This is a genomic window from Bacillus sp. FSL K6-2971 (assembly GCF_038006405.1).
GTDB lineage: Bacteria > Bacillota > Bacilli > Bacillales > Bacillaceae > Bacillus > Bacillus pumilus.
The window spans coordinates 1,034,405-1,053,846 of the sequence record NZ_JBBOVD010000001.1; the positions used below are offsets into that span (position 1 = coordinate 1,034,405).

Consider the following 19,442-nt stretch of genomic DNA (forward strand, 5'->3'; position numbering starts at 1 on the left):
TTCTCTGTAATGGTGAAAGAGCATTTTTCAGGAGAATAAACAGGAGCCTCTATTCATAAAGGCTCCTGTTTTCTTATTTGTGCTCGATGTCATTGATCACTTGTTGGATTGATTCATCATCCATCACATTCATGACACTTTCATCAATATGGAGAGACTGTGCATAAGACTCTCTTGGCTGATGGTTTCTTGATGTCGATTGGTGCTGATTCGTATGGTTTGGCTGTACAGCAGTAAATGCCTGCTTCATCATTTGTCCGATTTCCGCAGTTCCCTTTGCTTCTTTCTGTGCGTGTGACTCGTTTCGAGACGATTCATGGTGCTGTTGATCTTTTCCCTTCATCATTGAAGACATATTCATTTGCGTCATGCTTTTCAGTCTTCTTCGTAAAACCGGGGAAAATAATGCAATGATGGCTGTTGATGCTGCGATCATTGCGCCAGTGCTCATGCCTTTTCTTTTTTTAAACAAACGAATCCCTCCATTTGATCGTGATGATTCTTCTTCATCATGTTTAGGATGACCAAACAAAGCTGAATTATGAATTCATTTCGCTGAAAGAGAGGATGTATGCATAAAAAGCCGGCTGGATGAAAAACCTAAGAGCAAAAGGAGGGAATAAATGATGAATAAGAAATGGATGCTATCTTTACTACTCGTTCCAGCATTGATCACCACTGGATGTGGTATGAACAACCAGGGCGATGAGCGAAGAGGAACAATGAAACGACAGTATGAAAATGTCACATATAAGAATGACAACATGCGGCAGGATCAGCCAGATGTTCAAACACCTCAGAAGGTCAAAGTGGCAGATAAAGCGTCAGAGCTAGTAGCCAACATGTCTGAAGTAAAAACAGCGAACGTACTTGTTACAGGAAAGAATGCATTTGTTGCTGTTATGCTTGAAGGCGATAAAAGCGGTAATGTGACAGAAGATTTGAAAAAGAAAATTTCTGATAAAGTCAAATCAACGGATCAACAAATCGATAATGTGTATGTATCTGCGAATCCAGACTTTGTCGATCGTATGGAAGGGTATGGAAAACGTATTAGAAGCGGAGAGCCCATCTCAGGATTTTTCGATGAATTTACTGAAACGGTCAGACGTGTCTTCCCTGAATCAAAATAGCTACGACAAAAGCCGTATGTCATATGCGGCTTTTTTGTTTGGAACCGCACCTTGCGCACCTGACTGCATAAAGTAAAAAATATATCACCTCTTGTTGATCTTTGTTTCTTCATAGAAAGAGAAAGAGGCTGCAGGATGAATTCAGGTGGGGAGCAAATGAAAGCCAAGCCGTCATTGATTCATAAAAAGCTTGTAGGCGGAATGATAGCAGCAGGTCTCATTTTTTATGCTTTCACCGCGTACTTGATTTATGTTGCGTTTCAGCTGACAGGACAATATTTAGAGCAGCAGTCTTCTCCTAAAACGATTTTAACGGAGGGACTCAATAAGCAAGTCTATGAACATATTAGAATATACTATGCAGAGGAAGAGGACGCTTTTGTTGATTTGACAATTGAGGCTATGGATCAGGCAAAGAAGAGGACAGCGTCAGTATTTCAATTTGAAACTGACAAACCTTTAGACATTATTTATTTTGATGATAAAGAGACAATCGAGCAATTTGCAGGAATCAAGCATATTACGGGTTTTTACTCCGATCATGATCAAATGATAGGGTTATATCCAGATAAGCGGGAAGCATTATTGAAGAAAGAGACACTCCCTTTATACTTTTTCAACACGTTATTGATTCATGAATATGCTCACTTTGTTTTCTATGAAAAAGTTCATTCTTACGAAGTGTCCCCGGTGATCTTTCCCCTTTGGTTCCATGAAGGAACAGCAGAATGGACGGCCTATGATGTGCTGAATGCCACGTCTGAACGGTTCGATGTCATTCCTTTTGAATCTCTTTATTCTGATCAAGACTGGCAAGATTCTCGCACGACGTATGAGACAGATGTTTATGTGCAAAGCTACTATATGATTTATGAGCTCGTGCAGCTTTATGGACGAGACGTCATACATGAGATTATGGAGGAAACGGCGAAGACTGGCCGTTTTGATAGAGGTTTTGAACAAGCGACAGGACAACGTCTGGCAGATTTTGAAGAGCAATTTAAACTGAGTTATCAAAGAAAAAACGGCTGACCTGAGGATATAGGTCGGCCGTTCTTTGTTTAATGAAGCGGTTTTTGCTGATTGGCTTTGTTTTGCGGCATTTGAACTTGGCCCTTCATTGGGGCAAATGTAGACGTCATCGCCTGCATATCTTGAGCTGTAAGCTGCGGAACTTGATAATAGCTATGTTTATTTTGATATAAGAAAATTTCATACGCCATTTCAATAAAGTTCGGAATTTGCGCTGCAAGCACACGTCGCACCACAGGGTTTGTTACCTCTAGTGCAGTCATTGAAAGTAATCCAGCATGTGATTTCACGAGACCTAGCATATGCCCTGTAATTCCCGAGTCCTTTACATCCTGTAACGATTGATTTGGCTTCTTAGGCTGAGATGGTTTTATTCCGTATGTCACCTGTGTTTGTTCTTTCATCATATACGTAGATGTTTCTTCACTATGCTTTTGACCAGTAGAAAAACAATCTACCGTGACATTATACTGTGACAATACAAATTGATATTGTCGATCTAAAATGTCGGATAATGCGGGATCTTGGATGAATTGGCGAAAGATCATGTATTGATCCAAAATATTAATGGTCCCTGCTAATACTTCATGTAAATCAAATAACTCATGCCCGCCATGATTGAATTGAGGCTGCTGGACATTTCCTTGAACGTTTGTCTGCTGATCGTTTTGCATTGAGATTCCTCCTTCTGTTTATACAATCAGTTTTAATGTGAGGATGTTTTCCTTCTTTCATGCAAAAAACATTATTTACAATTAGAGGGTTTTCTTCCTTTTTGTCGAAAAAAAGTATCAGACGAATGAACATGGGGGTACCAGATGCAGGACAAAATCATTAATCGTTTGATAGAAGACGAACATGTGCAGGCACCAGTGATTGGCATCGGTGTTTCGCCGTTTGAACAGCATCATCTTGAGGCTTTTTTTCAATCATTTCCACATGAACTAAATGCCTCTTTTATTGTTGTACAAAATCATGTGACAGGCGATTGTATAACTGATTTGGAAGCACTTGTTTTACCGATTGGCTACCGGGCAAAAACGATTAAACATGGTGAGAAAGTCATGAAGAAGACGATTTATTTTTGTCCACAGCATGCGGTAGTGACGTTAACAGAAGATCAGCGGCTGCACCTATCAGAGCAGCTGCCTCCGTGCATGGCTTGCTCTGTGGATTTGCTTTTTCAGTCTCTCGCCAGCGTTCAAAAGGAGGAGGCTTTTGCGATTTTCTTTCAAAAAGGTCATTGTGTGGGAAGTGGCTTGCTTCAGTTGGTTGAGCAGGGCGGTACAGCTTTATCGTGCAGTGAGGTAGAAAGTGGTTTTGACACCTTGTATCAACAAACATTCAAAGACCCTTCCACCCTTGCGGCATTTATCGCCAATATCATTAACGTTCCGCACATCGATGAGGCAGATCCTGTATTACTGAGAATTATTGAACGTCTTGAAATGTATAAAGGCATTGCCTTTTCAACTTATCAAAAGAAAAGGCTGCTATCTGTCATTCAAAAACGAATGAGGATTGCAAAAAAACGGATTTCATTATTAGCAGAGTACGACTGCTTATTAGAAAGAGAACCAGATGAGCTTGACCTTCTGCACGTACAGCTTCTAAGCGGTATGACATCTTTTTTTAGGGATATGGAGGCTTTTCGTGTATGTGAACATCAGATCATTCCGTCGATCATTGAAAATGCGGTGAAAAACGGGAAATCTCGATGCCGTATTTGGATTGCGGGATGTTCGACAGGAGAGGAAGCCTATTCTTTTACGATCTTATTTTTAGAAGAAATGAAGAGAAGACAAGTGACCATTGAACTTCAAGTATTTGCAACAGATATCAACCGAAAAGCCATTCAAACAGCTAGTAAAGGTCTTTACTCAGTAGAGTCTATGGCAAGGATGCCGGAAAAATGGCGGACGCGATATTTCGAAAGGAAAGGTGACGCTTTTATTGTGAAGCAGTCGCTTAGAAAACATATTGTTTTTGCACCTCACAATTTATTGATCGATTCACCTTTTATCCACCTCGATTTTATCAGTTGCCGAAATGTTCTGATGTACTTCCAGCCTGAAGTGCAAAAACGAGTATTGTCCCGATTCCAATATGCATTAAAAGATCAAGGGATGTTGATATTAGGGCCAAATGAAACTGTACCCAATATCCCTCGTTTGTTTCATTTGTTCAATGAAAAATGGAACATTTACACCCATTCAAACGTTTCAAAACCACATGTTCCTTGGACACCAGACGCTCGTGATATCGAGTTGAAAGCGCGAGCCGAACAATATATGCAAGAAGTAAGCAAGGATTATGATGCATGTATGATCATCAATGATAGTGATAAAATCCTGGCAGTATCAAAGGGTGCGTATTCTTTTTTAGACCATACAGAAGTGTCAGATCAATCATGTGAATATGTGACACCTGATTATATGAAAGAGATGCTCAGTCAAACCTTTCAAAAGGTGTGGACAGACGAGACAGAGGTTGTGTTTCAACATGTTCTCATTTCGGAAAAAGGCAGCAAGCAGTATGCAGATTTTACCGTGAAAAGTTTTGACCGCCGTTTTAAGGGAGTTTACGTCATTCTCATTCGAATGAATGAGAGAGGAAAAAATCAAAAGAACGGCAGGGACATAGGGATGTCAGATCAGAATTCAGTCTATCAACAGCGTATTGTCGATTTAGAAAATGAACTCAATGAAGTCAAACAAAAGGAGCAGGCGGCAAGGGCTCAATTAAAAGCAAAACACACGCAATTAGAGGAGTTTGAGAAAAAACACGAGCATTATATAAATATCATAAACAACTTGAGGGTGACAAGAGAAGAACTGTACAGACCCTCTGTCAAGCCGGAGCTTGCGACGTTGTTTGTGGACAGGGACATGAATATTCGCTATTACACTCCTACAGCTGCCTCTTTATTTACTTCTGCGAAAATCAGACATCAGCAATCCTTTCGGTCGATGGCTAAAAAGCTTACGCAGGAAACGCTCTATCATGATATCCAATCCGTCATCTCGGATAGACGCGCGATCGAACGTGAAATTGAAACGAACGAAGGCGAGCAATTCACCGTTCACATCACACCCATCTTCGATGAAGAACATGAAGGAGCAGTGATGACTTGGATTAAAATGACTGAAGTAACGAAAATCAAGCAGTCGCTTCATCTAGCGGTGACGGCACTTGATAACAGCCATATTCATATTGTTGTGGCAACTGAGGAAGGAGTCATCCAATGCGTGAATCAGCGTTTCTGTCAGTTTGTCCAGCAGCATGAATTTGACCTGATCGGCAAAGATATTTTTTCTGTCTATCATTCGCTATGTCAATGTGATGATTTAGAGAAGCAATGGAAGGTTTGTTTAAGAGAGGGCAGCTGGACAGGTGAGCTGTACTTTCAAGATTTATCTGGACGCGAACGATGGGAGAGAGTCTCTTTACATCGAATCGATGACCCTGACAAAATGCAGTCAACCGTCATGCGGATTTCAGAGGATATCACCAATCAAAAGCAGTCAGAGAAGATGCTGATGAAATCAGAGATGCTGTCAGCAGTAGGGCAGCTTGCAGCAGGCATCGCTCATGAGATACGGAACCCGCTGACATCATTAAAAGGATTTTTACAGCTGATGATTCAAAGTAAAAAGTATCAGAAAGATTATGCAGATGTGATGATGTCAGAGTTTAATCGGCTCGAGTCAATTATTAATGAATTCCTCGTTCTTTCTAGAAGCAAATCGGTGAAATTTGAACCGGTACATGTCAATCTTCTGCTCGAAGAAGTGATCATGGTCGTTGAATCCCAGGCGGTCTTAAAAGGTGTTTCCATTCAGAAAAAGCTGTCTCCGTCGCTCCCTAACATTCAAGGCATTCCGAATGAACTGAAACAAGTCTTCCTAAACATCCTTAAAAACGGAATAGAAGCGATGGATGGTGTGACAGGCGTCATCAAGGTGACCTCTCTCATGAAAGATCATCAAATGATGTTGATATTTGAAGACCAAGGAAAGGGAATACCAGAGGACGAAATAGGGAAACTCGGTGAACCATTTTATACAACAAAAGAAAAGGGGACAGGCCTTGGTTTAATGATGACCATTAAAATCATTGAAAGCCATGGCGGCACCATTCGTTTTGAAAGCAAAAACTTTGAGGGGACACGAGTAATTATTACCTTTCCAATGAGTTAAAAAGACAAGTTTTACATGAAATCCATTCAACATCAATATTTACTTTGTACACTATGAGAGATGAAGCGCAAAGGGGAGAGGTCTAATGAAACGAATGCTATCTATTCGAATGATTTGTTGTTTGGTTTTGGTGATCTTTAGTTTGCAATCCTTATTGCCTGGTATGTCCGCAGGGAGCGAGGTCAATGCATCTGAAAAGAAAGAAATGGTGTGGAAACAAAAAAAGATTGTGCACATCAAAAAAGCCCGTCAGCTCATAGGAGAGACCGTGACAGTGAGCGGAATTGTGACAGCAGATCAATCAGCTGTAGGCAATGGGAAACTGTCCACATACATTCAAGACAAATCAGCTGGAATCAATGTTTATTCAGCGCAGCCCAATCACTTCCCGGAACTAAAAGCAGGGATGAAGGTGACAGTGACTGGTAAAATCACGTCTTATAAAGGACTGATTGAAATTGTGCCAGATCAAGGCAGTCTGAAGATAGATGCTGTGAACCAAACCTTGCCAAAGGCGAAACGAGTGTCTGTGAAGCAGCTAGAAACGGAACAAGCAGGTAAGCATGAAGGAAGATTAGTGAAGGTCAAAGGTTATGTAGAAACAAAACCAGCGCAGCCGGCTGGCGGTGGATACAATGTAGTGATCATTGATAAAAAATATCACAGCACCACTTTGAGAGTGATGGTCGATACGAATGCGATTGATAAAGTAAAGACAGGAAAATGGTACGAGTTTACAGGGGTGTTAAGCAGGTATGATACGTTGCAGTTGCTTCCAAGACATAAGGATGATATCAACCTGCTGAAACGTCAGCCAAAGCCGCCAAAGATGAAGAAAGAATACAAAGCAACGGTTGACCGTGTGGTGGATGGAGATACGATTCATCTAAAGAAGCCCGTTCTAGGTACAACAAAGGTGCGTTTTGTGAATATGGACACGCCGGAAACGTATCATCAGCCAAAAAGCGAATTAGACAAAAACCAATTGCGTTTTGGACAGCAAGCGACTGACTATTTAAAAACACTACTTTCAAGCGGTGACCAAGTCACATTAAAGATTGGTCCTGAAGCGAAAGATAACTATGGACGTCTTTTAGCTCAAGTGAAAACCAAAAAAGGGTTAAATACAAATCTAGAGCTTGTGAAAAAAGGATATGCCCCTACTTATTTCATCTGGCCAGTTGGAGATGAAAAGGACTATCATACGTTTCAAAAAGCAGTAAAAGAAGCAAAGGAAAAAGGACTGGGCATATGGAACGAAGCGGACCCTCTGCTGGAACAGCCATTTGAATTTAGAGCACGTGAACAGAAAAAAGGACTGACACGCTATGTTGGTGATTCATCTGTCAAAACCTACGTGTCCCCTGACAAATGGAAAGAAATCGATGTGGATAAACGGATCTTTTTTGCTTCCAAAGAAGAAGCAGAGCAGGCTGGTTATCAGCCGGCAAAGAAATCGGGCAAAGTACCATTAACGATTTTAAGTATGAATGATTTACACGGTAAAATTGATCAAGAATACGAGTTGGATCTAAAAGATGATGGCAATAAAGGCATGTATGGGCGGATGGATTATGTCGCGGCCTATATGAAGCAAAAACAAGCAGCGCACAAAAATACGATCACGGTCCATGCTGGAGATATGATTGGCGGGAGCTCTCCAATATCTTCTCTTCTGCAAGATGAACCAACCGTTGAACTCATGGAGAACATTGGCTTTGATGTCGGCACGGTCGGCAACCATGAATTCGATGAAGGGGTAGACGAGCTATTGCGTATCTTAAATGGCGGAGATCATCCTAAAGGCACAAAGGGATATGACGGACAGAACTTTCCGCTCGTTTGTGCGAACTGTGAATACAAGGATACTGGCAAACCACTTTTACCGGCTTATGAAATCATCGATGTCGAAGGAATCCCAGTCGCATTTATCGGCGTTGTGACCAAGTCAGCCGCAGGAATGGTCATGCCAGAAGGGATTAAAGACATTCAGTTTACAGATGAAGTCAAAGCTGTGAATGAAGCCACGAAGGAATTAAAACAAAAAGGAGTTAAAGCTATAGCGGTTTTAGCTCATATGACAGCCTCTCAAAATGGCGATACGATCACTGGGGAGAGTGCAAAGCTTGCCAAAGAAGGTGATGATGAAATTGACGTCATCTTTGCAGGGCATAATCACGAAGTGGTCAATGGAGAGGTCGATGGAAAATTAATTGTGCAAGCCTTTGAATACGGGAAGGCGATTGGCGAAGTCAATGTGACACTTGACCGTAAAACGAAGGATATCGTCAAAAAGAGTGCGAATATCCAGTATGTAGATCAATCTGGTATAGAAAAGGACAAGGAAGCAGCAGACATCTTGGCTCATTACGGGAAAGAAGTGGAGCCGATTATTAGTGAGGTTGTTGGAGAAGCCAGGGTCAAAATGGAAGGCGGCTATTCAAATGATGGAGACACGCCGCTTGGTAATTTGATTGCGGATGGTATGAGATATTCAATGAAAAGTGACTTTGCCATGATGAATGGAGGCGGCATTAGGCAAAACCTTGAAAAAGGGCCGATAACATGGGGAGATCTCTTTAATATTCAGCCATTTGGTAACGTTTTAGTCAAACTAGAGATCAAGGGAAAAGACTTAGTAGAGATCATAGAAGCACAAATTTCTCCGCAATTTGGACCAGATTATAGCATTTCAGGCTTTTCATATTCCTATGATCCTGTAACATATAAAGTAGTCGACTTGAAGCTGCCAGATGGTTCAGCCGTAGCTCTCGATCAAACGTATACACTCACTGTGAATAACTTCATGGCAACTGCAACTGGCAGTAAATATGCACCAATAGGCAGGCTTGGGCAAAACCCTGAAACAGGCCCAGAAGACTTAGAAGCCACTGTCGATTTTGTGAAAAGCTTTGAGGGAGCTTCCATTGTGTATCAAAAAGAAGGACGAATTCAAAAAGCAAAACAAGAAGAAAAAGCAGCAAGCTAAAAAGCGTATCATCTAAGAGAAACGTAACAGGCAAAGGAGTTTAAGCATGAAAAAGTGGCTTGCACTGACTGTGATGACAGCCGGGATTGTGCTGCTCGGCTGGGGAATTTGGCAAATCGCCTCTACTCATCTTCAAACCGCCCAATCATTAGACGAAGCGAAGAAGGTCGTGGCGGACGATCAAGGGATGTCCAAGAAGCAGTTTGCTCCAGAAGTGGGGAAAGCTTCTGGCATCCTGACGATTCCAAAATTAAAAGCAGACCTTCCCATTGTCGAAGGGACGGATGCGGATGACCTAGCAAAGGGAGTAGGACACTACAAAGGCAGTTATTATCCTGATCAAAATGGACAAATCGTCCTTTCTGGCCATCGTGACACGGTGTTTCGCAGGACAGGCGAACTGGATATTGGAGATCAGCTGAAAATCACTGTGCCGTATGGTGAATTTATATATGAAATCACACATACGAAAATTGTTGATCAGCATGATACATCCATCATTACGTTGCAGAATGAAAAGGAAGAGCTGGTCTTAACCACATGCTATCCTTTTCATTTCGTCGGCAATGCGCCAGAGCGGTATATTATTTATGCAAAAAGAGTGTCTGAATAAAGAAAAAGAGCCTGCTTTCAAACGCAGGCTCTTTTGTTAATGGATGATTTGACTCATGAGCTGGTCCATATCAGGTGGTAGAGGTGCTTCGATGATCAGATGCTCACCTGTAAAAGGATGTTTCATGTCTACTTGCTTGGCGTGAAGAGCACACCTGTTGATGTAATCACGAACTCCGTCATATAATGTATCCCCAGCTAGTGGATGCCCGAGACTGCTCAGGTGGACACGAATTTGATGCGTTCTACCCGTTTCTAAATGAAGTTTAACGGCTGTCAGTTGCAGACGTTTATTCATGTCCATGACCTGAAAATGAGTCACAGCTTTTTGCCCATTAGGGGAGATTCTTCGTCTGACTGCATGGTGTTTGTCACGGCCGATCGCTGCCTCGATGGTGCCTTTCTTTTTTTTGAAAAGTCCCTCTGCGATGGCGATGTATGTGCGTTTGATTGTTTTTTTAGAAAGCATTTGATCAAGAGCCGCATGGGCTAACCTATGCTTTGCAAAAATGACGGTGCCGCTCGTGTCTTGATCTAGCCTGTGGATATGTCTTACCCGCTTTTCTTCTCCATTTGCTTGAAAATGGAATGCCACAAGATTTGCCAGTGTGCCTGTTTGTCCTTGTTCATTCGGATGAGTTGGCCGGCCGGCAGGTTTTTGCACAATTAATAAATGCTCGTCCTCAAAGAGTACCTCTAATTCACCGTATTCCGGTGTCACATCACTTTCTTCTGTTTCAAATAAATCAATGATGATCTGATCGCCTTGACTGACTTTAGCCGCGTGATGGGCAGGCTTTTGATTTAAACGAACTTTTTGATGCTCCATCCAAAAATGAATAATCGGTTTTGATGCAAAGACGGCTGTCTTTAAAAAATGACTGAGTGAAGTGTGATGATACTGCTCGTCTACTTTGAGTGAGAGCGTGTGTCCTTTTATGATCATGATATCCGTTCCTCTCTATGGGTATATATAGGAAACACTTACCTTGGCGAACGCCTTTTTTTCTGTGCTATTCTGAATGGAGAATAACGACAGAGAGGTAGATGTCACGTGAGATTAATGAAAGCTGCTACAGACCTGCAAGAGCAGGCAATTGAAGAAATATCAAAGGATGTTGAAGATCTTCTTTCTCATGCTGTCAATGGACAGCAACGGGATATGCGTCAAAAAGATCGCTCCCTTACCTTTATTGATGGCGTATATAACGGGACGATGGATGATGCTTTTCGTATTTTATCGGGACTTCAGCTATTACATACCATCATTGTAAAACCGAAACGTCATCTCACTAAACGAGATCGTGAACTATTCGAGCGAAACCGTGAGCAGGTCAATGCCTGCGGCTTTTCTTTTCCGTTTGATCTAGACGATTTTGCCAGCCGTCACCTTCAAAATGCGTAAAAGATGGTGTGAACTTCCTTGTTAACTTACAAGGACCTCGCACATACTATTTTTAAGGGAACGGAGAAACCTTTAAGATCTGTAATACCAAACCCGCTCTTTTTCAACATTGCCTATTTCTCCACGAATCGGAGCGCTTGGATCTCTTGCAGAATGAACCGAACACGAGTAGGAGCCTGACAAAACGGTGCAGGCTCCTTTTATACATAATCATTTTAGCAGACATTCATCTTTGAAAGTCAATTTTATTCACGATATGATAGCATTGAGTATATCTTTAAGACTTTTGTAAAAAAAGGAGTGGCCTCGTTGGTAAAGGCGATTATATTTGATTTTGACGGATTAATTTTAGATACAGAAACACATGAATATGAGGTTTTACAAGAAATGTTTGCGGAGCATGAGTCAGATCTGCCTCTTTCCGTATGGGGCAAGGTCATTGGTACGCAGGCAGGCTTTAAGCCATTTGAATATTTGGAAAAGCAGCTAGGGAAGACGCTGGATCATGAGACACTCACAGCAGATCGGCGTTCTCGTTTTCAAAAAAGAATGAAGGACGAATCAGCAAGACCTGGTGTAGAAGCTTATTTAGAAGCAGCAAAGGAGCTGGGGATCAAGATTGGACTTGCTTCCAGCTCAGACTATAAATGGGTGTCTGATCACCTGAAGCAGATTGGTCTTTTCGACTATTTTGAATGTATCCGCACGTCAGATGATGTGGAAGAAGTGAAACCAAATCCAGAGCTCTATTTGCAAACCGCACGCTGCTTAGGGGTAGAGCCAAAAGATTGTGTGGCATTTGAGGATTCTGTAAATGGATCAGTAGCTGCCAAACGGGCAGGTATGAAATGTGTCATCGTCCCAAACAAAGTGACGAGCACGCTGCAATTTGAAGAATATGATGTCAGATTAGAATCCATGGCTGAAATCGAATTGCTCCAGCTATTCCATCAGCTTGAAAAAGAGGATCAGTAAGGGGGCAAATACATCATGGCAGAAAAACTAGACTTAACGCGGTTTGAAAAAAGAATAGTGATCCGTAATATCCATGAAGAGGATATTGATCGAATCATTGCCTTACAAGAGGTATGTTTTCCGGGCATGGATCCTTGGAAACGGGAGCATCTTGAAAGCCACCTTGAGCATTTCCCAGAAGGACAGTTTTGTGCTGAATTCGAGGGGGAAATCATTGGCTCTTGTTCAAGTTTATTAATTAACTTTGATGAATACGATGATCGCCACACGTGGCAGGACATTACAGATGATGGGTACATCACAAACCATAATCCTGATGGGATGAATATGTACGGAATCGAAGTCATGGTGAGTCCTGAGTACCGCCGCATGAAAATTGGACATCGTTTGTATGAAGCAAGAAAAGACTTAGCAAGAAGATTAAATTTAAAAAGCATCATCATTGGCGGACGCATTCCGAATTATCATAAATACCAAGAGGAAATGACGCCTCGCCAGTATGTAGAGCAGGTCACGATTCACCAAATCTATGATCCCGTTTTATCTTTTCAGCTGTTAAATGAATTTAGTCTCATGCGGATCAATCCGAATTACTTGCCGGATGATAAAGCATCCAGCACATATGCCACGTTAATGGAATGGAACAATGTCGATTATCGCCCGCAATCGAAAAGATATTTTAAATCGGCGTTCCCTGTTCGAATTTGTGTGATTCAATATGCGATGAAACAAATTCACTCCTTTGAAGAATTTATGAATCAGGTCGAGTATTATGTGGATGTCGCATCAGATGCATCAGCTGACTTTGCGGTATTCCCAGAAATTTTCACGACGCAGCTCATGTCTTATTTAGAAGAGCGGTCACCAAGTCTTGCTGTGCAGCGAATCACGGAATATACCGAGGACTACATTAATTTGTTCACAGACCTTTCTGTGAAATATAACATTAATATCATCGGCGGGTCCCACTTTGTAGAAGAGGAAGGGAAAATCTACAATATCGCCTATTTATTTAGACGTGATGGAACGATTGAAAAGCAATATAAGCTTCATATCACGCCGAATGAAAGAAAATGGTGGGGGATTTCAGCTGGTGACCAGGTTCGGGTATTTGATACGGACTGCGGCAAAATTGCGATCCAAATTTGCTACGATATTGAATTCCCTGAGCTTGCACGGATCGCAGCTGACAAAGGAGCGAAAATTATTTTCACTCCGTTCTGTACAGAAGACCGCCAAGGCTATTTAAGAGTACGTTACTGTGCACAGGCGAGAGCGGTTGAAAACCAGATTTATACCGTCATCTCGGGAACAGTTGGCAACCTTCCGCAAACCGAAAATATGGATGTTCAATATGCGCAATCGGCTATATTTGCCCCATCAGACTTTGAATTTGCAAGAGATGGGATTGTAGGAGAGTGTAATCCAAACATTGAGATGGTCGTCGTAGGTGATGTCGATTTAGAAATTTTAAGAAGACAAAGGCAAGATGGGACCGTACGTCAGCTGAAAGACCGAAGAAGAGACGTGTACCATATTGAATATAAGAAATAATGAAAAGAAGCGCCTATTGTTGAGGCGCTACTTTTTGATGACATCAGATTTTTTCAATTGCCAAAGGGATGCTGGAGAAAAAGCTGAATATACTGAAAGGAGATTATGTGTTCAAAAAGGAGAGGAACATGGGGCGACAATCTAAACATCTGTATATCAATTTGCCGGTAAATCATGTGAAGGAATCTATCGCTTTTTTTGAGCAGCTGGGCTTTGACTTTGAGCAGCAGTTCACGAATGATCAGGCGGCCTGTTTGGTCATTGATGACACGATCACCGTTATGCTGTTATCTCTTAGGCATTTTCAATCCATCTCAGAGAAACAATTAGTGGATGCAAAAAAGGCATCAGAGGTGATTATCTCTATGCGTGTTCATTCACGAGAAGAGGTCGATGAGCTTGTCGAGAAGGCAATGGCGGCAGGGGGTTCACCGTTTAAGGAGAAGCAGGATCATGAGTTCATGTATGGATGGAGCTTTCAGGATCTTGATGGTCATTTGTGGGAAGTGTTTTATATGGATGAGGAAAGAAGCGGCCTTTCATAAGGGTGCTTCTTTTTTATTGTTTATCAGTGGTATGATAATGAGGAGCAGAAGGAATCTGGAATTCAACTAGAGAAAAGTAGGTGCAGCATGGAGTTTTTACTTGTCTTACTGCCAGTGTTCGGCATATTCCTGATCGGGTATATCGGGCAGAAGGCGATTGGTTTTGACATACATACGCTCTCATCAATGTCTTTATATTTAATGTCACCATTTCTTGCGTTTGAAACCTTTTATCAAAACAAAGTGTCGATGGACTATGTGTATTTATCCATTTTTGTTGTCGGGCTTTGTCTTGCACTTATTTTATGTGTTTTTATTTTATCTCGTATTTATGGGTATTCGAATGAAACGTATTGCGCCATGATTCTGTCGTCAGCTTTTATGAACAATGGAAACTATGGCACGCCTGTTGTGCTGCTTGTCTTCGGAGCCGCAGGTTTGGATATTGCGATTGTGTTGATGGTGCTGCAGCAGCTTGTCATGAGTACAATCGGCATGTATTATGCAGCAAAGGGCGGAGAGGATGCGGGAGATGGAAAGGTCGTCTTGAAAAAAGTGCTGCGTATGCCGGTTGCTTACGGGGCACTCATCGGTCTATTATTTCAGCTGATTGATCTTTCATTACCTAAAGAGCTGATGACGGGTATTCAGCTTGTAGGGAATGCTGCCATACCGACGATTATGCTTATTTTAGGTATGCAGCTTGCTGTGATCTCTTTTAAGCAAGTGGATTATCGCAATATTTCTTATGCTGTATTGCTGAAGCTGTTTATCTCCCCACTTATTGCATTTGGCTTTACGCTTATTTTACCGGTAGATGATATGGTGAAACAAATTATGATCTTAGTGGCAGCCATGCCGACAGCAGCAAATACCACGCTGATGGCTGTACAATTTCGAACGAAGCCTGAGTTTGTTTCAAGCACGACATTTCTCAGTACAATCTTAAGTATCGTGACATTACCAGTTTTATTATGGATTTTATCCATGCACCCTCTGGGATAGGGGATAGGCGGCAAACAAAGGGGGACATATGAATGAATGTAGATGTTCATTTCCAAGTGAGTGACGTGTTGAAAACGAAGCATTTTGCGCATGCAAAAGTGTTAGCAGGGGAAAAAGGATTGTTTCGGCAGGTCAAATGGATACATGTGTTAGAAGTGCCTGATGTAGAGGATTTATTAAATGGAGGCGAGCTGATATTAACGACAGCCGCAGGCTTCCATGATCAACTGGATGTGTTTCAAGCGTTTTTACGACAGCTGATTGATTCAGGGGCGGCCGGCTTGTGTATTGAATTTGTTCCGCTAAGATTCGAAGTGCCAGAAGAATTACTGACTTATGCAGAAGAAAGAGATTTTCCACTTATTCTGTTTACAAAAGAAGTGAAGTTCGTCAACATCACGCAGCATCTTCATACGATGATGATCGAGCGTCAGTATCAAATGATGGCTGATTTAGAAGCACTATCATCAAAGCTAAATGAGCTTTTACTGACCCCGCATCCGCAGATGGATATTTTGGATCAAGTGTATCAGCACGTAAGGGGGATTCTTTTACTCCTCCCTGTTCAGGGCGAGCCGATTATTTTATGTGATTCTTCCAAACAAACGGAAGATCTGGTCATGAATTATTTGCAGTTTGCTTCCGTGCCAAAAGGATACGAAGTGACACAAAAACAAGTGCTTGCGCTCAAACAAACATTTGCAGATCTTGTGCTCATTCATCAAGCGGACATGCTCTCTGAATTCGAACTGCTTGTGATGGATAAAGGAGCGAATGCTCTAGCCCAGCAAACATTAAGAGAGCTTTATACAGAAGAGCTGAAGAAGACAAAAGAAATTGAATGGCTGCAAAAATGGTTTCAAGAAGAGCATACAGAACAAGAGATCATAGAGCACCTTGAAGAAACAGAAGGGGTGAAAAAGCCAACTGGCTGCGTAGTCTTGCTCTTTCAAAAGCATCATCAAATTGAAGAAATCGCAGGGAATCTTTACTTTCTTGTCTCTTGCCGCTCCATTTTTCAGCGTGCGGGTTTCCATCTGATTGCATATGAGTATCAAGAACAAACCTTGTTTATTTTATTAAACACGAGAAAGAAAGAGGACTGGAAAGAGCGTGCAGAAAAGGCTGCAAACGACATCAAACAATTGTATGACCGAGAGCAGCCCCGAGGGGACGAGATCAATTTTGGTATCGGGCAATATTGTGAAAAGTTTCAGCACATGAGAAAAAGCTTTCAAGCAGCCAAAGAAGTGCTGCATTTAAAAAAAGTGATGCCTCAGCGGGTGGAAAGTCCATTTTACCAAGATCTACATATGCTCCGTCTCATGCCTATGATGAAGGAAAGCGGTCTGCTTGAATGTATGGTGAAAGAGTATTTAGAGCCCGTGATTTTATACGATAATCAAAATAACGGGAGACTCTATCAAACGCTGAATATCTTTTTACAGACAAACGGTTCTAAAAAAGAAACCGCAAGCCAGCTTTATATTGTTAGGCAAACCCTTTATCATAGACTGGATAAACTGCATGCCTTGCTCGGTGAGGATATGATGCAGGCGCCGAAACGACAGGCGCTTGAATTTGCGATTCTTGCTTATGAATTCCTGCAAGGAAATCGACGTTAGCAGAGTGTGCTCCATTTTGCCAAGGCATCAAGAAAAGTGTCTTATGCTGGTGTTCAATCAGTTGACGATCTGTCTAATGTAATCGGCCTGACCCCTTTTTTATAATGAAAGTAACGATTGGTTCTCTCTTACGGGCGGCCTGGTTCCAGTTTCATATGCCTCACGTTTCATCCATATAATGAATGGAGAGGCAATGTGCTGCTGAATTGGTCTAAGCTTCTTTAATGATGAAAACGGATACATGGGGGCGGGAAGATGAAAATACATGAGCAGGCTCAAAATCTTCAGGCAAAAGATGATCAGTTGATCTGGCATCAAATGAAAGGAACAAACAAGGAAAATGAAAGTATGGTCATTCACGAGGCAGAAGGCGCATGGGTGACAGATATTCATGGAAATCGTTATTTAGACGGGATGTCAGGCCTTTGGTGTGTAAATGCCGGATATGGCCGGAAAGAGCTTGCAGAAGCGGCGTATAAGCAATTAAAGACAATGCCTTACTATCCGCTTACACAAAGCCACGTGCCGGCGATTCAGCTGGCTGAAAAGCTAAATGAGTGGCTTGGCGGGGACTATGTCATCTTCTTTTCTAACAGCGGTTCTGAAGCCAATGAAGCTGCATTTAAAATGGCCAAACAATATCATGCGCAAAAAGGAGAGAGTGCTAGGACAAAGTTCATCTCCCGGTACCGGTCGTATCACGGCAATACAGCAGCTGCTCTTGCTGCAACCGGTCAAGCGCAGCGTAAATATAAATATGAACCATTAGGTCAGGGCTTTATTCATGTCGCACCGCCTGATGTGTATCGTCATCCTGAGGATCAAGAGAATTTGGCAAGTGCTGCGGCCATTGATCAGGCCATGACGTGGGAACTAAGTGAGACGATAGCAGGGGTCATTATGGAGCCGATCATTACGGGCGGAGGTATCCTAATGCCGCCAAAAGGGTATTTGAAGAAGGTCAAAGACATCTGTGAAGCTCATGGAGCGCTCCTCATTGTAGATGAAGTCATCTGCGGATTTGGCCGGACAGGGAAGCGGTTTGGTTTTATGCATGAGGAAGTAAAGCCGGATATTATCACCATGGCAAAAGGGATCACAAGCGGCTATTTACCGCTTTCTGCAACGTGCGTGAAACGAGAAATCTATGAAGCCTATGCAGGAGAAGATACGTATGACAGGCTGCGTCATGTGAATACATTTGGCGGGCACCCTGCTTCCTGTGCGGTGGCACTTGCCAACCTAGAGATTATGGAAAACGAGCAATTAGTTGAACGGTCCGATGCGCTCGGCCGGGATATGCTTGAACGTTTGCAAGAGTTAAAAGAACACCCATTTGTCGGAGATGTCAGAGGAAAAGGCTTGCTGTTTGGCATAGAGCTTGTTCAGGATCAACAATCCAAAAAGCCAGCTGAGCCACATGTCGTCGGTCAATTGATTGCTGAATGTAAAAAACGCGGACTGATCATCGGGAAAAATGGGGATACAGTGGCGGGCTATAATAACGTTGCCCAGCTTGCACCGCCGCTTAATATAACAGATGATGACGCCTCATTTATCATCAATACCTTAAAAGAAAGCATGGCACAGCTATAGCAGAGAACTTCTCTGCTTTTTTTATGGAATAAAAGTTTGCTTTCCATCATTTTGAGCTAGTTCTATGAAGATGATGTGAGATGAAATCGGTATTGGGCACACTAGGTGTATTGAAAAATAGAAGAGTTTCAATTACTGTTAGGAGAAGACTGATCCAATACACTTTTGAAGGAGACGGCTTATGAGTTTTCATGATCAACCCATTTTACCTGCTGTACGCAATATGAAGCAATTTGAGGAATTTTTAAAAAGCCCATTTACATATGGTGTTTTACTTGATGTTCACTTAGGCCGGCTTAAGGGCATCATGAATGAGGCAAATGCTCATCACAAAAAAATGTTTGTCCATGTCGATCTCATTCACGGGATTAAACATGATGAGTATGGAACGGAATTTATTTGTCAGGAAATGAAGCCAGCAGGAATAATTTCTACTAGGTCTTCTGTCATAGTAAAAGCCAAGCAAAAAAAGGTATATGCCATTCAGCGAATGTTTTTACTTGATACGAGTGCCATGGAAAAAAGCATGGAGTTCGTTGGGAAACATCGTCCAGATTTTATTGAAGTATTGCCGGGCGTCGTGCCAGATTTAATTACAGAAGTGCGCGAGCGAACTGGGATCCCGATTTTTGCAGGCGGATTTATCCGTACAAAAGAAGATGTAGAAAGAGCGCTTGAAGCAGGGGCTACAGCTGTGACGACCTCAAATACCACCCTTTGGAAAGCGTTCCAAAAGTGAAAAGATAAAATGTGAATATTTATTGACAACGTT

Annotated in this window: 16 protein-coding genes; 13 read left to right on the forward strand and 3 right to left on the reverse strand. The window is 42.1% G+C overall.

Features of this window, described 5'->3' with window-relative positions:
* Window positions 1–73 precede the first annotated feature (73 nt).
* Window positions 74–472, reverse strand: coding sequence for a spore coat protein (locus tag MHI33_RS05175; RefSeq protein WP_065098962.1), 399 nt, complete (start codon window positions 470–472; stop codon window positions 74–76).
* Window positions 473–623: 151 nt separating this feature from the next.
* Between MHI33_RS05175 and MHI33_RS05180 the strand changes: the two genes are divergently transcribed.
* Window positions 624–1,133, forward strand: coding sequence for a YhcN/YlaJ family sporulation lipoprotein (locus MHI33_RS05180; protein ID WP_003211812.1), 510 nt, complete (start codon window positions 624–626; stop codon window positions 1,131–1,133).
* A 156-nt stretch (window positions 1,134–1,289) separates the two neighbouring features.
* Entirely contained in the window at window positions 1,290–2,165 is an 876-nt protein-coding gene (locus MHI33_RS05185; RefSeq protein WP_044141640.1) for a hypothetical protein, read from the forward strand.
* A gap of 29 nt (window positions 2,166–2,194) precedes the next feature.
* Here MHI33_RS05185 and MHI33_RS05190 read toward each other — a convergent pair whose 3' ends face one another.
* Window positions 2,195–2,839: a spore coat protein gene (locus tag MHI33_RS05190; RefSeq protein ID WP_065098961.1), complete on the reverse strand. Its 645-nt coding sequence runs from the start codon at window positions 2,837–2,839 to the stop codon at window positions 2,195–2,197.
* 144 nt (window positions 2,840–2,983) lie between these two features.
* Here MHI33_RS05190 and MHI33_RS05195 point away from each other — a divergent pair, with 144 nt between their 5' ends.
* The 3 genes from MHI33_RS05195 to MHI33_RS05205 all read left to right on the forward strand — a co-directional run bounded on the left by MHI33_RS05195 (window position 2,984) and on the right by MHI33_RS05205 (window position 9,966).
* Window positions 2,984–6,364, forward strand: coding sequence for a CheR family methyltransferase (locus MHI33_RS05195; RefSeq protein WP_340909652.1), 3,381 nt, complete (start codon window positions 2,984–2,986; stop codon window positions 6,362–6,364).
* A gap of 85 nt (window positions 6,365–6,449) precedes the next feature.
* Complete coding sequence (locus tag MHI33_RS05200) at window positions 6,450–9,353, forward strand: 5'-nucleotidase C-terminal domain-containing protein (protein WP_340909655.1); 2,904 nt, start codon at window positions 6,450–6,452, stop codon at window positions 9,351–9,353.
* Window positions 9,354–9,399: 46 nt separating this feature from the next.
* Complete coding sequence (locus MHI33_RS05205; protein WP_185107634.1) at window positions 9,400–9,966, forward strand: class D sortase; 567 nt, start codon at window positions 9,400–9,402, stop codon at window positions 9,964–9,966.
* Between the two features lie 36 nt (window positions 9,967–10,002).
* On the opposite strand, the gene MHI33_RS05210 is transcribed toward MHI33_RS05205, so the two are convergent.
* The gene (locus MHI33_RS05210) at window positions 10,003–10,911 is read right to left on the reverse strand and encodes an RluA family pseudouridine synthase (RefSeq protein WP_065098958.1); all 909 of its coding nucleotides are present in this window, start codon (window positions 10,909–10,911) and stop codon (window positions 10,003–10,005) included.
* Window positions 10,912–11,019: 108 nt separating this feature from the next.
* Between MHI33_RS05210 and MHI33_RS05215 the strand changes: the two genes are divergently transcribed.
* The 8 genes from MHI33_RS05215 to MHI33_RS05250 all read left to right on the forward strand — a co-directional run bounded on the left by MHI33_RS05215 (window position 11,020) and on the right by MHI33_RS05250 (window position 19,409).
* Window positions 11,020–11,370, forward strand: coding sequence for a DUF5365 family protein (locus tag MHI33_RS05215; protein ID WP_003212251.1), 351 nt, complete (start codon window positions 11,020–11,022; stop codon window positions 11,368–11,370).
* 309 nt (window positions 11,371–11,679) lie between these two features.
* A complete protein-coding gene (locus MHI33_RS05220; RefSeq protein WP_003211898.1) occupies window positions 11,680–12,345 on the forward strand; it encodes an HAD family hydrolase in 666 nt (221 codons plus the stop codon).
* A 15-nt stretch (window positions 12,346–12,360) separates the two neighbouring features.
* Window positions 12,361–13,899, forward strand: coding sequence for a bifunctional GNAT family N-acetyltransferase/carbon-nitrogen hydrolase family protein (locus MHI33_RS05225; RefSeq protein ID WP_003211656.1), 1,539 nt, complete (start codon window positions 12,361–12,363; stop codon window positions 13,897–13,899).
* Between the two features lie 128 nt (window positions 13,900–14,027).
* Window positions 14,028–14,444, forward strand: coding sequence for a VOC family protein (locus MHI33_RS05230; RefSeq protein ID WP_034620024.1), 417 nt, complete (start codon window positions 14,028–14,030; stop codon window positions 14,442–14,444).
* Between the two features lie 87 nt (window positions 14,445–14,531).
* Entirely contained in the window at window positions 14,532–15,449 is a 918-nt protein-coding gene (locus MHI33_RS05235; protein ID WP_003212117.1) for an AEC family transporter, read from the forward strand.
* A gap of 32 nt (window positions 15,450–15,481) precedes the next feature.
* Window positions 15,482–17,074 (forward strand): PucR family transcriptional regulator, encoded by a 1,593-nt coding sequence (locus tag MHI33_RS05240; protein WP_340909661.1) that lies wholly within the window; start codon window positions 15,482–15,484, stop codon window positions 17,072–17,074.
* A 255-nt stretch (window positions 17,075–17,329) separates the two neighbouring features.
* Entirely contained in the window at window positions 17,330–18,670 is a 1,341-nt protein-coding gene (locus MHI33_RS05245; protein WP_126741914.1) for an aspartate aminotransferase family protein, read from the forward strand.
* Window positions 18,671–18,851: 181 nt separating this feature from the next.
* The gene (locus MHI33_RS05250; RefSeq protein WP_003212480.1) at window positions 18,852–19,409 is read left to right on the forward strand and encodes a glycerol-3-phosphate responsive antiterminator; all 558 of its coding nucleotides are present in this window, start codon (window positions 18,852–18,854) and stop codon (window positions 19,407–19,409) included.
* The last annotated feature ends 33 nt before the right edge of the window (window positions 19,410–19,442 follow it).

What these genes read in the sequence shown, in the direction of transcription:
- MHI33_RS05180 (WP_003211812.1), top strand. Translation starts at nt 624, where the DNA reads ATGATGAATAAGAAATGGATGCTATCTTTACTACTCGTTCCAGCATTG.
- MHI33_RS05185 (WP_044141640.1), top strand. Translation starts at nt 1,290, where the DNA reads ATGAAAGCCAAGCCGTCATTGATTCATAAAAAGCTTGTAGGCGGAATG.
- MHI33_RS05190 (WP_065098961.1), bottom strand. Translation starts at nt 2,839, where the DNA reads ATGCAAAACGATCAGCAGACAAACGTTCAAGGAAATGTCCAGCAGCCT.
- MHI33_RS05195 (WP_340909652.1), top strand. Translation starts at nt 2,984, where the DNA reads ATGCAGGACAAAATCATTAATCGTTTGATAGAAGACGAACATGTGCAG.
- MHI33_RS05200 (WP_340909655.1), top strand. Translation starts at nt 6,450, where the DNA reads ATGAAACGAATGCTATCTATTCGAATGATTTGTTGTTTGGTTTTGGTG.
- MHI33_RS05205 (WP_185107634.1), top strand. Translation starts at nt 9,400, where the DNA reads ATGAAAAAGTGGCTTGCACTGACTGTGATGACAGCCGGGATTGTGCTG.
- MHI33_RS05210 (WP_065098958.1), bottom strand. Translation starts at nt 10,911, where the DNA reads ATGATCATAAAAGGACACACGCTCTCACTCAAAGTAGACGAGCAGTAT.
- MHI33_RS05225 (WP_003211656.1), top strand. Translation starts at nt 12,361, where the DNA reads ATGGCAGAAAAACTAGACTTAACGCGGTTTGAAAAAAGAATAGTGATC.
- MHI33_RS05230 (WP_034620024.1), top strand. Translation starts at nt 14,028, where the DNA reads ATGGGGCGACAATCTAAACATCTGTATATCAATTTGCCGGTAAATCAT.
- MHI33_RS05235 (WP_003212117.1), top strand. Translation starts at nt 14,532, where the DNA reads ATGGAGTTTTTACTTGTCTTACTGCCAGTGTTCGGCATATTCCTGATC.
- MHI33_RS05240 (WP_340909661.1), top strand. Translation starts at nt 15,482, where the DNA reads ATGAATGTAGATGTTCATTTCCAAGTGAGTGACGTGTTGAAAACGAAG.
- MHI33_RS05245 (WP_126741914.1), top strand. Translation starts at nt 17,330, where the DNA reads ATGAAAATACATGAGCAGGCTCAAAATCTTCAGGCAAAAGATGATCAG.
- MHI33_RS05250 (WP_003212480.1), top strand. Translation starts at nt 18,852, where the DNA reads ATGAGTTTTCATGATCAACCCATTTTACCTGCTGTACGCAATATGAAG.